General features: G+C 36.3%; 19 protein-coding genes. 8 read left to right on the top strand and 11 right to left on the bottom strand.

Features of this window, described 5'->3' with window-relative positions:
- Nucleotides 1–129: 129 nt before the first annotated feature.
- From purU to ACHABW_RS04340, 3 genes are all read left to right on the top strand, one after another.
- Nucleotides 130–1,023: a formyltetrahydrofolate deformylase gene (gene purU / locus ACHABW_RS04330; protein WP_435754214.1), complete on the top strand. Its 894-nt coding sequence runs from the start codon at nucleotides 130–132 to the stop codon at nucleotides 1,021–1,023.
- Nucleotides 1,024–1,142: 119 nt separating this feature from the next.
- A complete protein-coding gene (locus ACHABW_RS04335) occupies nucleotides 1,143–2,045 on the top strand; it encodes an MFS transporter (RefSeq protein ID WP_435754215.1) in 903 nt (300 codons plus the stop codon).
- Nucleotides 1,960–2,355, top strand: coding sequence for an MFS transporter (locus ACHABW_RS04340; protein ID WP_435754216.1), 396 nt, complete (start codon nucleotides 1,960–1,962; stop codon nucleotides 2,353–2,355). Before ACHABW_RS04335 ends, ACHABW_RS04340 begins: the two co-directional genes overlap by 86 nt.
- Before the next feature lie 47 nt (nucleotides 2,356–2,402).
- Here ACHABW_RS04340 and ACHABW_RS04345 read toward each other — a convergent pair whose 3' ends face one another.
- The 6 genes from ACHABW_RS04345 to ACHABW_RS04370 all read right to left on the bottom strand — a co-directional run bounded on the left by ACHABW_RS04345 (nucleotide 2,403) and on the right by ACHABW_RS04370 (nucleotide 5,371).
- Nucleotides 2,403–2,693, bottom strand: coding sequence for a hypothetical protein (locus ACHABW_RS04345; RefSeq protein ID WP_435754217.1), 291 nt, complete (start codon nucleotides 2,691–2,693; stop codon nucleotides 2,403–2,405).
- Nucleotides 2,694–2,750: 57 nt separating this feature from the next.
- Entirely contained in the window at nucleotides 2,751–3,038 is a 288-nt protein-coding gene (locus ACHABW_RS04350) for a hypothetical protein (RefSeq protein WP_435754218.1), read from the bottom strand.
- Between the two features lie 101 nt (nucleotides 3,039–3,139).
- On the bottom strand, nucleotides 3,140–3,433 hold the full coding sequence (locus ACHABW_RS04355; RefSeq protein WP_435754219.1) for an LD-carboxypeptidase: 294 nt from the start codon (nucleotides 3,431–3,433) through the stop codon (nucleotides 3,140–3,142).
- A gap of 199 nt (nucleotides 3,434–3,632) precedes the next feature.
- Complete coding sequence (locus tag ACHABW_RS04360; RefSeq protein ID WP_435754220.1) at nucleotides 3,633–4,202, bottom strand: histidine phosphatase family protein; 570 nt, start codon at nucleotides 4,200–4,202, stop codon at nucleotides 3,633–3,635.
- Nucleotides 4,203–4,279: 77 nt separating this feature from the next.
- Nucleotides 4,280–4,996 (bottom strand): alpha/beta fold hydrolase, encoded by a 717-nt coding sequence (locus tag ACHABW_RS04365; protein ID WP_435754221.1) that lies wholly within the window; start codon nucleotides 4,994–4,996, stop codon nucleotides 4,280–4,282.
- Between the two features lie 99 nt (nucleotides 4,997–5,095).
- Nucleotides 5,096–5,371 (bottom strand): hypothetical protein, encoded by a 276-nt coding sequence (locus ACHABW_RS04370; RefSeq protein ID WP_435754222.1) that lies wholly within the window; start codon nucleotides 5,369–5,371, stop codon nucleotides 5,096–5,098.
- Nucleotides 5,372–5,621: 250 nt separating this feature from the next.
- Here ACHABW_RS04370 and ACHABW_RS04375 point away from each other — a divergent pair, with 250 nt between their 5' ends.
- Nucleotides 5,622–6,335: an AAA family ATPase gene (locus ACHABW_RS04375; RefSeq protein WP_435754223.1), complete on the top strand. Its 714-nt coding sequence runs from the start codon at nucleotides 5,622–5,624 to the stop codon at nucleotides 6,333–6,335.
- Nucleotides 6,336–6,491: 156 nt separating this feature from the next.
- Nucleotides 6,492–7,127, top strand: a complete 636-nt coding sequence (locus ACHABW_RS04380) for a pentapeptide repeat-containing protein (protein WP_435754224.1) — start codon at nucleotides 6,492–6,494, stop codon at nucleotides 7,125–7,127.
- 124 nt (nucleotides 7,128–7,251) lie between these two features.
- Here the strand turns inward: ACHABW_RS04380 and ACHABW_RS04385 are convergent, their stop codons facing one another.
- From ACHABW_RS04385 to ACHABW_RS04400, 4 genes are all read right to left on the bottom strand, one after another.
- Nucleotides 7,252–7,692: a hypothetical protein gene (locus ACHABW_RS04385; protein WP_435754225.1), complete on the bottom strand. Its 441-nt coding sequence runs from the start codon at nucleotides 7,690–7,692 to the stop codon at nucleotides 7,252–7,254.
- Nucleotides 7,693–7,822: 130 nt separating this feature from the next.
- Nucleotides 7,823–8,125, bottom strand: a complete 303-nt coding sequence (locus ACHABW_RS04390; RefSeq protein ID WP_110937297.1) for a YerC/YecD family TrpR-related protein — start codon at nucleotides 8,123–8,125, stop codon at nucleotides 7,823–7,825.
- A 43-nt stretch (nucleotides 8,126–8,168) separates the two neighbouring features.
- A complete protein-coding gene (locus ACHABW_RS04395) occupies nucleotides 8,169–9,230 on the bottom strand; it encodes a DUF3048 domain-containing protein (protein ID WP_435754226.1) in 1,062 nt (353 codons plus the stop codon).
- 37 nt (nucleotides 9,231–9,267) lie between these two features.
- Complete coding sequence (locus tag ACHABW_RS04400) at nucleotides 9,268–11,016, bottom strand: adenine deaminase C-terminal domain-containing protein (RefSeq protein ID WP_435754227.1); 1,749 nt, start codon at nucleotides 11,014–11,016, stop codon at nucleotides 9,268–9,270.
- A gap of 148 nt (nucleotides 11,017–11,164) precedes the next feature.
- Here ACHABW_RS04400 and ACHABW_RS04405 point away from each other — a divergent pair, with 148 nt between their 5' ends.
- The 3 genes from ACHABW_RS04405 to ACHABW_RS04415 all read left to right on the top strand — a co-directional run bounded on the left by ACHABW_RS04405 (nucleotide 11,165) and on the right by ACHABW_RS04415 (nucleotide 13,661).
- Complete coding sequence (locus tag ACHABW_RS04405) at nucleotides 11,165–11,416, top strand: YgaP family membrane protein (RefSeq protein WP_435754228.1); 252 nt, start codon at nucleotides 11,165–11,167, stop codon at nucleotides 11,414–11,416.
- 382 nt (nucleotides 11,417–11,798) lie between these two features.
- Nucleotides 11,799–12,071: a hypothetical protein gene (locus ACHABW_RS04410; protein WP_435754229.1), complete on the top strand. Its 273-nt coding sequence runs from the start codon at nucleotides 11,799–11,801 to the stop codon at nucleotides 12,069–12,071.
- 111 nt (nucleotides 12,072–12,182) lie between these two features.
- The gene (locus tag ACHABW_RS04415; RefSeq protein WP_435754230.1) at nucleotides 12,183–13,661 is read left to right on the top strand and encodes a phospholipase D-like domain-containing protein; all 1,479 of its coding nucleotides are present in this window, start codon (nucleotides 12,183–12,185) and stop codon (nucleotides 13,659–13,661) included.
- A gap of 45 nt (nucleotides 13,662–13,706) precedes the next feature.
- Here the strand turns inward: ACHABW_RS04415 and ACHABW_RS04420 are convergent, their stop codons facing one another.
- On the bottom strand, nucleotides 13,707–13,877 hold the full coding sequence (locus ACHABW_RS04420; protein WP_183041072.1) for a hypothetical protein: 171 nt from the start codon (nucleotides 13,875–13,877) through the stop codon (nucleotides 13,707–13,709).
- Nucleotides 13,878–13,898: the final 21 nt, after the last annotated feature.

Consider the following 13,898-nt stretch of genomic DNA (forward strand, 5'->3'; position numbering starts at 1 on the left):
TTCACCATAAAATATTCGACTTTTTTTAATGCTTAGTTCATTCAAGCCGTGGTATAATAACCTCCGTGTGCAATTTTATAATCACGTGAATCGGTAAAGATTCACTTTTAAATATGATTGGAGGAAATTATGAACGCGAAAATGAATCACCGCTTACAGGCATATTTTGAGCGGAATCAAAACCACGCCCGACTTTTAATCACTTGCTTGGATCAACCAGGTATCGTTGCAGCTGTATCGAAGTTTTTATTCGATCGTCATGCTAATATTGTGCAATCTGATCAATACTCAACAGATCCAGAGGGTGGACAATTTTTTATGCGTGTCGCATTCGATGTACTCGACATTAAACATGATGAGAATCTAAGAGAAGATTTTAAAACGATAGCTGAAAAATTTGATATGGATTGGCGTATCTCTTTTGCTGATGAGTTAAAAAGAGTCGCTATCTTCGTGTCCCAGCAGGAACATTGTTTGCTGGAACTGCTGTGGCAATTGCAATCAGGTGATTTAACTGCCGAGGTACCTATGGTAATTAGTAATCATCCTGATCATCGCGAATTAGTAGAATCTTTTAACATTCCTTTTTATCATATCCCGGTTACAAAAGATACGAAAAAAGAAGCGGAAGCCGAACAACTTGCTCTACTAAAAGATAAAGTTGATGTGATTGTCTTAGCACGTTATATGCAAATTCTCTCACCCGAATTCGTTTCTCAGCATCCAGGGAAAATCATTAACATCCATCACTCTTTCCTTCCAGCTTTTGTTGGTGCCAAGCCGTATGAACGTGCTTACGAAAGAGGCGTTAAATTAATTGGTGCTACCTCTCACTATGTCACGAATGACTTGGACGAAGGCCCGATCATCGAACAGGACATCCATCGTGTAAACCATCATCATCGTGTTGATGATCTAAAACGCATTGGCGGACAAATTGAACGCTCTGTTTTAGCAAGAGCAGTTGGTTGGCACTTAGAGGATCGAATTATCTCGCACAATAATAAGACAGTTGTCTTCTAAAAAGCTTAAGTATCATAGGATGTTCAAAAGGAAAAAAACTACCTTTTTGAACATCCTCTATTAGTATTTTTTCGACATATTTATTGGAAGCAGCACTTTAAGATATTGGAGGTAACTCAATGAAACGTTTAATCAAGTTATTTTATGCCTCTTATTTTCTTATTGGCCTGGCTACCGTTATTATTGGAGCAACACTCCCTGAACTCTTAAACTATTACAACCGAGATTACAGTGAGGGTGGTCTCCTCATTTCTATTCAATTTGGTGGATTTCTAATTGGTGTGATTACAACACCACTTTGGATCACCAAGCTGGGTCGTCGAAATGCTTTGTTGATGGCTTTCACCATGCTGTTTCTTTCTCAAACCATCAACGGCTTTTTACTTCCTTGGCAATGGATCGTTGGCGCTGCACCTTTTTCTGGATTTGGCTTCGGAATGATTGAAGCTATAATCGGAGCGTTAATACTCGACTCGATTAAAGAGAAAAAAGCAATCGTCATGAGCAGAGTTGAGGTTTTCTTCGGTATTGGTGCCATGCTAATGCCTTTAATTGTCAGTGTTTTTATCGTAATTCAATACTGGCATCTAGCTTTTTTTGTTTTAGCTTTCTTTTCATTAATCATGATTTTCGTTTGGATGTCGACTAATAATTTAGAGGAATTTATAAGTGATTCTAAGGAATCTTCCCCTAAAAGGGAGCAAGTGATCGATCAGGCTGTGTTGGATAATCCTGCCTTTAAACGAAATAAACAGGTTTTCATTTATAGTTTGTTTACAGTCCTGTTCGCTGTTTATGTAGGTCTCGAAATGAGCATTGCGAACTTTCTTCCGGCTATCCTTATCGAACTCAGCGGTTCAAGTACAGCCATTGCTTCATTAAGTGTCACATTTTTCTGGATTGCAATGTCTATCGGTCGCATTTTCGCTGGAGTAATTGCTCAAAAAAGTAAATTATTTTACATATCTCGTCTGGTCGAATATCGCTATTCTTTTAACGTTAATTGCTTTTTCTTTTATTAGCGGAACTATTTTTCTTTTCATTGTGATCATGATCATTGGTCTCTTTATGTCCGGTACATTCGCAATTGCAATTACTTATGCTAATGCGCGTATTATCGGAAAAACAGAAAAAATCACTAGTACGATGATTGCCTCTGGAGGAATCGGTGGAGCTCTCTTACCGCTTTTGACAGGGTGGAGTATGGATATCTTCTCTACTGGGATAACAATATGGATTTTTACTGGATTGCAGCTGATATTGCTGATTCTGATTGTATTCACTCGTAAATCTAACACTGAGGTAAGGACTAATAGCGAGCAAATAGTATAATAGTAGTCTTATGAGATAACACCTGGTTACACACAGGTGTTATTTTGCTAATTTTGAAATGGACTTTCTATTAATCTAATTTCATTGGTTAGGGGGTTTAATTCTACTTTTCCTCCGAGAGGCATGATAAGTTTTGGATCTGTGTGACCAAAATCAACATCTGTCACTATTGGTATTCTATCTTGTCCAAACTCATCCCGTATGATCTTGACAATCATTTGATTTAGCTCTTTTTTCTCTTCCGATGAGTAATCTTTAGCTCGTCCAAAAATTACTCCTTTTATCCGCGAAAAAATTTCTTGCATACCATAGTTTCGAAGCATGTAACCAACCTCCATAGGCGAAGGTTTCTCTTCTGACGTCTCGAAAATTAAAATTTTCCCACTCCAGAAAGATTAATTTGGCCAGTATTTTGTTGATTTCATAAACTCTAATACTTCCATACACCCTCCCCATAACTCTCCTTGTTCAACAGAATTCCCCTGTAGAAAAGTCCATCCATTCTCATTGTCATGAAACTCCTTGCACTCTCCAAGAGTCTCCAAATTACTCCAATCTTTATAACCATTGCTCCATTTATCATAAGGAGAATAGGTGTAAGGGTATTGGCTTGATAATAATATTGCTTTTAAGTGAGCTATATATGCAGGAGGAAGGCTTTCCATCTGTGCTAGGCCTGCCATAACAGAAGGTCCGTAAAAAGTTATTAATCCTAACTGATTCAAATAAGATAAAAATGTTGTCGCATCTAAAAAACCCATGATTAGTTTTGGGTTTTGAATGATTATTTCTGTAGTAAAATTCTTACGGCTTCGTATCCTCCAATACTAGTAATAATCCCATCTATACGATCGTCCTCAAAGCATTTATTAATATCATTTGCTCGAGCCTGCGGGTTATTATATAACTCTTCCGGTCCCATTCTCGCTGTTGGCATTTCAACATATTCAAGACCTAAAATATCTTTAAGGTTTTTTAAACCAAGCTCATATATTTCCGGAAACAAAAATGGCAACCCGTTTGAAGGGGAGATTATTGCTATTCTTGAACCTCTTTTAAGTCTTTTGGGTTTTACCATTTCCATCACCCCTTTCATTCCATTTTAAGTTGACGAAAAATCCAATTTAATGATGGTTCATTATCCACTCATCTTTTAATATTCCATATACCATTCTATCAAGGTATTCACCATTTAAAAATTAATAGTTCCTTATTACTCCTTCTTTTGTGAAAAATGGAATATCAATAATAACAGGAGATAATTGAAATTTCCATCTTTATGTATAAAATGAATATGTAATACAACTCCAATGTTTTGCACCAGCTTTTCTGTTACCTTCCCAACCTTTTTTCCGCAATTCACTCGCTATCAACGTATTAAAAAACCCATGACCTACTAATACTACCGATCCATATTTCTTTGCATAATCAATTAATTGCTGCGCCCCATTTACCGCTCTTAATTTAGCGCTTTTCAAAGATTCACTCTCGTTAGAATATCCACACAACCATAGTAACCTAAAAATGAGTGCCCAACTATTTGGCTTTAATTTTATATTGAAAATCTTCATTGAACATGCAGGCAAATCTGTCTCACGAAACAATGAGTCAGAGATGGTTTTCATTTTTGAATTTAATAACATTGCCGATTCTACGGATCTATTTAAATCACTCGTAATAATGATATTTGCAGTTTTTGCTTTTTCTATGGTCTCGGAAGGAAAACTTGATTCTGCAAACACTCCATGATTATCATATTTTTCAACCCAATTCTTAAACTCGAAACAAGATATTTTATTATTTACAGGTAGCTGAGATTTGCCATGTCTAATGATTGAGATTTCCACGATTCTCTCCTTGTAATTCGATTTAAACACTTTCAATCTTTAGATAAATTCTAGTATTAACTTCTATACATTAAAAATCAATCTATGTTGTTTAAGAACAGCTTTAATGTAGCTATAAATTTTTCTGTTTCTGATTCCTTCAGGGTATGACCTGACTTTTCAAAAACCTCTACCTTTCCATCAATTAATTCATTTACATAAGCTTTCGCTTGCTCCTCAGAGAGCAAGGATTCATCAAGCAGCCCTCTCATTATTAAAGCAGGACTTTTAATTCGATGTAACTTGAGACGGAAATTAATAAACGTTGAATCTTGTTCAATACCCATTACTACATGTGGCTTCATAATATCAAAACCTAATTTATCCCCCCAATATGTTTCTAAGTATTCCTTTGCCCATCCTTTTGGCATTTCTTTATGTTCTGGTGGGTATTCGGCAAGTATTAAGCTTTTTAAATAATCTGCATTGTTAATTGCATAACTCAAAGCATATGAAACTCCTCTCGAATATCCCATTAGATGAAAGTTTTTTAAACCGAAATGCCTAACGACTGTTTCAATATCTCTCACGTGATGATCTAATGAATAACCATGATCGGGAGAACTGCTTTTTCCCCGTCCACGATAGGAAAATGTAATACATCTTCTTGGTAACAATGCTGACATTACTTCAATATAGTCCTCAGCTGATTCAGATAATCCTGGACAAATTAAAAGTGGGATACTTTTATCATCCTGAGGATTACTGTCTATATAATGAAGTTCTACTTCGTCATTTTTTATCCGATTTTCCATCCTAACAAATCCTCCTCAGAATCAATATCCTATTTCTGTTCTGCAAAACTTCGAGTCTATGTATAAATAACCAAGTACTAGTTTTCAAAGGACTCCCAATTAATGATCTAATAATTTTAATTTATCAATATATCTCTTTCCTTCTAGTAGTGAAAGACCTAGTGTTTCTCTTGCCTTTTTTACTGCATTGATATCTTTTCCTTCTTTTATTAATTCACGCAATTCACCGTCTACTGGATTTTCTGACATACCCTTTTGATTTTTTAATTGATCTAACGAATATTTCAAACCTCTTATACGACCTTCTAACTTAAGTACCGTAATTGTTAAATATATAACCAAGAAAAAGGTTATCGTTATGAGAGTAGATTCCATTTAATTAACCTCCTCATTATTCTGCAATTTACTATTTTCTCCATTAAAGTTACTTCATTCAAGTATAATACAATTTGAACATACTGACTATTTAGATAAGGACATAATTTTGTCTAACAAAATAAACATTCTTTCTTCCACTAGTAGTTACACCTAGTCTAACTTTTACGCCTTTTTAGTACCAAGTTCATTCAACTGTTTCGATAATGAAATGATACAATTACTAATAAACGAAATGAAAGGTGGTCACATGTTTTTAAAAAGAATTGAACTTCAGCGTGAACGTATTCCATCTTTTAATACGTATCCATTCTCTATTCCATCCATTAAAGACTTTCGACAATTGGATTTACAAAATAAAGTAACTTTTTTTGTTGGAGAAAATGGTTCTGGAAAATCCACGCTTTTAGAAGCCATTTCAGATAAATGCGAGTTTAATACAGCTGGCGGAGGGCGAAATAACTATTATGATGTGGAGTCTTCCGAATCAGCACTAGGAGAGTATATAAGGCTTTCCTGGCTCCCTAAGGTAACGAATGGCTTCTTTCTTAGAGCAGAATCTTTTTATCAGTTCGCTTCACATATTGATACAATAGGAGCTCATGATGCCTATGGTGGACGATCTTTGCATGAACAGTCACATGGAGAATCCTTTTTTTCGTTCTTTTTAAATCGATTCAAAGGAAAAGGAATTTATTTATTAGACGAGCCAGAGGTTGCATTATCACCGCAACGACAGCTTTCATTTTTAAAAATCATCCATGATTTAGTCTCATCCGGTGACAGTCAATTTATTATCGCTACACATTCTCCAATTCTTTTAGGTTTTCCAAATGCCACAATTTTAAGTTTTGATAACGGCACAATTAAAGAGATTGATTATGAGGATACAGACCATTATCAAATAACAAAATACTTTTTACAAAATAGAGAAAGGTTTTTACAGGAGATTTTAAAGGATTAACAATGATTACGAATTGCTTCTGCCTCTCCACTAAACTTGCATTGCACACAACTCTCCCCAAAATAACAGTCTTTTATTAAATATCATGGTTTGCTATATTTGAGTAACAAATAACTCATAAGTGAGAGACATCACTTATTGAAAAGAGGAATATAGATGAAAATAGATTTACCAAGGATGCCGAAAGATTTGCCTTCAAAGAATTTTCACGATATTTTTTACGAAGAGGATTTAGAATTGGAAATGTGTGAAATAAAGGAATCTACATTTGATAATGAAGTGTTAAATAAGGTTCGACTATCAAATTTGGTTATGAAAGGTTGTAAGTTTAACAATACTGATTTTAGTAATATCGATATTACAGATGTCTCATTTGATAACTGTGATTTCTCGAATGCGATTCTAAAAGGTTCTTCCATTCACAGAACGATGTTTAAAAACTGCAAATTACTAGGTGTTGATTTAACCGATTCCCGCTTTGGTAATGTTCAGTTTGATAATTCATTGTTGAACTTGGCTTCATTCGGAAATTCAAAATTTGAGAAAGTAAACTTTCAAGAAAATTCATTAGAATCTACAGATTTTTACGATTGCAGATTTAAAAAAGTTGAATTTATTCGTTGTAATATCAATAGTGCAAACTTTGAAAAGACTTCCCTCAAAGGGATAGATATCAGTACTTCAACTTTTGAAAAACTAATAATATCTTTAGCCGATTTAAAAGGCTGCAAAGTGTCTACCTTCCAGGCCATTCAATTCTCTTCTTTATTAGGTTTGGTCATTACGGATTAACGGTTATCAAGACATAAATGCTTGTACTACCAAAATTGAAAGAGGAAAGACATGGTTTTTTCCCCGGGAGGCTAAAGCATGGCCCAGGGGAAGCTGCCGCTTAGGGTTGATCTGGTAATCTTCTTTACCGCCCTATAATAACAGGATACTTACTAACTTTATAAAAACTTGTTATCAACATGTAGCCGAAAATGATTCCAGCTATTTGTGTAAAGCTATGACTTAGTAAAATTAAATTTAACTTGCCAAATGGAAGGGTTAATACAGGTGCATGAAAATAAAAAATCGGATAACAGCATAAATATAAAGAAGGAATACCAACAAACAACAACTTCTCCATATTCACTTTCCATCCTCCACTTTGCTTAAATTGTTGAATAAATGGAGGTAAACCTAATAGTAAACCAAGCGGAAAATACACTAAAGGAAAATAGTACAGCGGTGTAAGTTCCGCAGAGGTTGAGACTTCTGCTTCAATATCCAGTATAAGTTCCCCAATATATATGAACAATCCAAGCAAAAAAATAGTGTAGACTAAATAAGCCAGTGATTTTTTAATAGACAAGTGAATACCTCCCGATAAAATAATTCAAAACAGATTGCGCTAAGTTTTAAATTTATAAGTTATCTTGTTAAAAAAAAGACACTAAAAAAGTAAAAATCGACTTTTTCAGTGTCTTTCCTAATTTCCCATATCATTCTTTTGAATCCTTGGCTACGCGAGCCAAAGCAAATTGGTAGCCGTCATTTCCATAATTAATACATCGCTTTACACGTGAAATTGTAGCTGTACTTGCACCAGTATCTTTTTCAATACGTTGATAGGTGTCACCGTCCATTAACATACGAGCTACTTCTAAACGTTGAGCTAATGATTGAATTTCGTTCATTGTACAAAGATCGTCAAAGAATGTATAGCATTCCTCTACATCTTTCAAGCTTAATATTGATTTAAACAGCTGATCTAGCTCTTTCCCTCGTAATTTATCAATTTGCATGTAATGAATTCATCCTCTCGTATTCAAGGTAGTGATAACGGTATTATTCGTCAAACGACACTTTATTTTCAATACCGCCGTCTACGAAGTTAATCCATGTTTGCCCTGGTAAAAATGACAGTGCTTCGTCATCTTTAAAAGGAAGGATAAGACCATCTACATTTCGCCACTCTGCTTCGATGAATTCCCCACCTTGAACTAAAAAGGCTTCTCCACCTGATTCGATATCGATAGAACGGCGACCTTGATTATCTAACACTTGATGAGCAGATGCTACAATGAACACATTTTTAGAAGCAACTGGCTCTCCTGTCTCCAGGTCATCTACACGATTTCCACCGACTGAGCGGATATAGCTATTGGTCTCTTTGTCATAATCAAACCGTACATCATTCACACTATTATAACTAATATCAAGTCCTTGTGCAGTTCCATCAGCCTTCACACTGTCTGCCTCATTAAAAAAAGGTAATTCAGGTGGTTCACGGTCTTCCACAGTTAATCCAAGGTCGTTGGCAGCATCTACTAAATCCTCATATGTAGTATACATATTATGTGGGGCAGAGCGGTCAGACGTGCGCATAAAATATTGACCATCATAGTCAAGACCACTAATATACGGTACTTGTTCCCTTTTAATCAAGTCAAATGCTCCGGGACTTCCTCCAGCCGATGAATAAATAGCATCGTAACCATTATTCAAGTGGACAAAATACTCTCGTGCACTTCGTACATTTCCAATTTTTTCTGGTTGATCGCTATGAAAAATTGCTAATAATCGTGTTATTTGCCCTTCTGTTAAAAGTTCATATACAACATCAGCCTGGTACAATCCAGAGTGTGGCCTAGATGAAGTGGAATTCTCTATCATCACACCGAAAGCACGATGGTCTGTTGATTCCTCTGTAGGCTCACCAGTTAATGGGAAAGTATTGCTTGGTTCTATTTCTGTATTTTCTGGTTCAGAATTTGTTTCCTTTTCTGTTTCTTCCACTTCTTCCTCAGCATCTTTAGTTTCAGCAACCTCTGAGGAGTCCTCCTCATTATTGCAGGCAGTCAATATAAGGACAAATATAATTGCTAAACATGAATATAAAACTTTCATAAAGGTATCTACCTCTCTTCTCTATGCTTGTTCTAGTTTACCGCATTAACGAAGGAAAGAGTACCCTTTTCTTCTTCACATCAAATATCCCTTTTTGTGTAATTCTCACGTATGGCAGATGTGTAGAAGAGAAAAATAATAAGCTGTAAATGGGATCACCGTGAGGATATCCGCGTTCTTTTAATGCCAGTCTTAACTGTTCCTCCTGATCAATTAGTCCTTCATCCAAGTTCGCTGAAGATAGCACCCCTCCTATTTTTAATGGTACAGTGGCCACTACCCGATCACGATCTAAAAGTACAATACCCCCTTTTATCTTTTTTAACTCTTGAAATGCGTCCAAAAGACCTTGCTTGCTTTTTCCGACCAATAAAATGTCTCCTGTTGTGGAAAAAGAACTCGCGAATCCATATAAGTTCTTCGCAAATCCCCTTACAACGGTTGTTACTAACCATTTTCCAAAGCGGTCGGCCAGTATTATAAAACATTCATCTGAGTTTTCCGGAAGTTCCTCCATGGTTATGTCCTTATCGATTTGATAAGGTTTCATAATAACATCATTCGTCATCTCCACTCCAAGAGGCATCGAAAATTGAAAATCATTTCTAGTTAAATCCCAATCTAATTCCATTTCTCCTAAACCATACTCTCCCCAGTCAAAAGGTATTTCCGGGAAACACGGCTTATCATCTTTTCGAACCCACTTGCCTTTCGCAAGCACTTCAGTTGGCATCGGATTGTCCTTGCTTTGTAAAAAGTTGAGGTTCGCAATTCTTCCGGGCGCCACCATCCCAAGCACATCATCCATATGAAAGTGTGTCGCGACATTTACTGTCACCATGTTTATAGCTTCTATCATAGGTACACCTTCATCCATAGCAATTTGAATGAGGTGCTCCATAAACCCATGTTTCATAAAATGTGGTGGTGAACCATCTGTTGTCATCATTAAGTGATCGTACTGACAAAAGTCTTTTTCATGAAGCTCTTTAAGAATCCTTGGTAAATCTGGTCGGATCGATGAATATCTAAGTGATGCCACCATACCTACATCAAGTCTTTTTATGACATCATCTGCTGTCATAGATTCATGATCTCCGTCAACCCCAATGATTGCCGCTTGTGTTAATGTTTTTTCACCGGCACCGGGAAAATGACCTTCAATGGGCTTTCTTACATCCTTTGTTGCTTGCATCCAATGAAGTATACTGTCATCTCCATTCAATACAGATGGCCAATCCGTCAATTCCCCACCTTGAACAACAAAAGGATGCTCCAACCACTTCTTCATGTTTGAATAATCAAAACCATCGTTATTATCCTTTAACTCTGTTTGCGCATCGTACCTGACCCACCACAACATTGTAGCCGGCGTTTTCTGGATATCATCCAATAATGAAAGCGCTTGCTTATTTGTTGAATGAAAAAAGAAAGGTAAGTTGTCATTTATTAATGTCGTTGTCCCACGTTCTGCTGCATATTTTGCAAGGCTAAGGGGATTATATAACTGAAACGGATGAGCATGATGTTCAATATAACCTGGTACAACGTATTTTCCACTTGCGTCGACGAATTCAGTATCATTTTGTGTAGCCGGCATGGCTTCTCCAACATATACAATCCGATCACGATGAATCCAGATATTCCCCTGCATCCAAGTTTTCCGATAGCTATTCAAATATGTTGTATTTGTCACAACCATTGTCGGTGCCTTTTTACCTTGCACCACAGCCAGCTGATCACGAATTTGCTTCTTTGTCCAATAATGTGAAAATCCTTTTATCATCTATATCACCTTATTTATTCTCAATGAGATTATTTTAGTTTATCTTTAAAAAACGCAGTTCAAGTAACCGCTTTCACTATTCTATCATATTTGTGCATTCCATCACTAATGAAATGTGACAAATTTGAAAACTAAGGAGGAATTTAACATGGTAAAGCCTAATATTGGCATAATCAATGCATTAATTCGAATCACTTGTGGTCTTATGATGGTTAGTTGGGGAACTTCTAGACTTCATCGCAAACCGCATAGCAACACATCTTTTATCACGATTTTTCTCGGTTCTATGAAAGTTGCTGAAGGAATTACTCGATTCTGTCCACTCGTTTTTCTTTATAAGAAAAACGCTGATGATAACTCAAATGAAAACAGCAATAGCGAACCAATTAATCCCTCTTAAGGTTTTTGGCTGGAAAGGTTTGGTGTAAAGATGCTTTGGGAAATAGCAACCGATTCATTGTTTTTGTTTTTCCTCTTTTTTGGAAGTATTGTTTTTGGAATATATTTTTGGATGAAGCTTCATAACAAACGTAAAAAAGCAGAGGAATAATAGCCTTGGGAACAGAAATTACCTTTTGTTCCCTTCCTTTGTTTTATTGAAAAAACTGAAGACTCCGCAGGACGCTCTTTGTCAGAGAAGGTTGAAGTATTGGCCGCGGAAAACATCCAACTAAAGCGAATTCTAACTTTCCTTTGAATTCAATTTAAAAAGTAAGTATGACTTACTTATTATTTGGCACTCTATAAGAGGTAACAAAATACGCATTAGGAGGAGATCCCACATGCCACAAAATCAACAGAATCAGCAGAATCAGCAACAAGTTCAACAAGCACAGCAAGCAATTCAACAGGCTCAAGCAGTGATTCAACAAAAACAGCAACAAGCTAATCCACAGGCGATTCAACAAGCTCAAACAGCTTTACAACAAGCTACGCAGCAATTGCAGCAAGCTCAAGGCAGTGCACAACCGAACCAACAGCAACAATTCCAACAAGTTCAGCAACAGTTGCAGCAAGCGACTCAACAGCTTCAACAAGCACAAAACACCAAGTAAATTCAAATATCTGTCTTTATTAATGAATGACTTCGGGAGTATACCCGAAGTCATTTTCCTTCATTCAACTTATCCTAAATAAATGTAAAACGTAAGAAAGTGGTGAGCTTTGTGAGATCGAAAAAAAAAGATATCTCAGCACCATTTTTAAAACGAAAAAAAAACGTTTTCTGGTTATGTATCCTTCTTCTTGTCTTCATATACAGTGGTTCATTACTGTACGGTCAATTAAAAGAACTTCCCGAAGGTCTCTCCTTTGAAAGCACCAATAATCAAAGCGAGGTCTATTTTCTTCGTGATATTACTTATACCAAGAATAATAAGAGATTGAAAAACCAAGAAATAATAGAAGAAATAGAACAACTAGTAGATCGTACCGAAGAATTTATATTAGTGGACATGTTTTTGTTTAATGATCAATACCCTGAAATCATTCATACACCTGAACTAGCTAAAAACTTTACCAAGAAACTAATTGATAAAAAAACAAAAAGTCCGCACATTTCCATCACAGTTTTAACAGATGAAATTAATACGCTTTACGGCTCACGCCCCTCTCCGGAATTAGAGAAACTAAAGGTTGCTGATATTCAAGTTCTCACTGCCGATACGGCTAAACTCAGGGATAGTAACCCGTTATACACTAGTGGTTATCGCGCTTTTTTGCAATGGGCGGGTACTCCTGAAGGTGGTTGGATTCCTATACCCTTTCAACATGGAAACTCGGAAGTTAAAGTCACTGCAAGGTCCTATCTTGAAGCCTTTAAATTAACAGCTAATCACAGAAAAATAGTAATGAATGAAAAAGAAGCCATCATTACTTCTGCAAATCTCCACGGTCCGAGTGCTCACCACTCCAATATTGCTTTTCACGTCAAAGGGGACGTACTTAAAGATATAGCGAAGACAGAAAAAGAAGTTATTTCCTTTGCAGGCGGTGATGGTTCCTTCATTCAGCCAATCACTATTATCCAAGGTCTCTCACATAATAATCACCCTTTAAGTGTGAGTGTTCTTTCTGAACAAAAAATCAAAACCAACATTTTGGAAGAGTGCCGCCGAGCCGGGAAACAAACCACCCTTTGGCTTGCTGCTTTTAATCTCTCAGATCGAGATATTATCAATGGACTCCTTCATGCATCCGAAAAAGGTGCCCGCGTTAATATTATTTTGGATAAAAACAAGGAGTCGTATGGAAAAGAAAAAAACGGAATTCCTAATCAGCCAGTTGCACATGAATTGGCTGAAAAGTCTAACGAGAACCTAAACTTAAAATGGTATAACGCTAATGGAGAGCAATTTCATACCAAGCTATTTTTTAGTGTTGATAAGGACCGTTCTACAGCGATAGGTGGTTCGGCAAATTTCACTAAAAAGAATCTAGAAGATGGCGTTTATGAAATGGATCTGAAAATTACTGGAAGTCCAAAGGAGGCTGTACTGGAAGATATAGAAACCTATCTTAAGACTTTGTGGGAAAATGATGAGATTGATTTCACGGAAGAATATAGTGAGTCTAAAGAAGAAGCTTCCTCTTTTCGTTATTGGCTCTATCGATTACAAGAAGCAAGTGGAATCTCAACTTTTTAAATCATAAATAATCACACCAGGTAAACCCCCGATGTGATTATTTATTTATATTAGCGGGAAATTCTCCTCATAACGAGGATTGGTGTAGTATGGTGGTCTTGGTCCTATATTTGGCATTGGCCAAGTATACGGATTGTCGTTATATAACATCTCTACCATTTTCTCAGAAGCATCGACTAACAGTAGCTCTACCTCTGGATTGTAATAATAATCCACTAGATATCCTCCCCTCTGTTT

Source organism: Salipaludibacillus sp. CF4.18 (assembly GCF_051262595.1).
In the GTDB taxonomy this organism is placed as follows: domain Bacteria; phylum Bacillota; class Bacilli; order Bacillales; family Salisediminibacteriaceae; genus Salipaludibacillus; species Salipaludibacillus neizhouensis.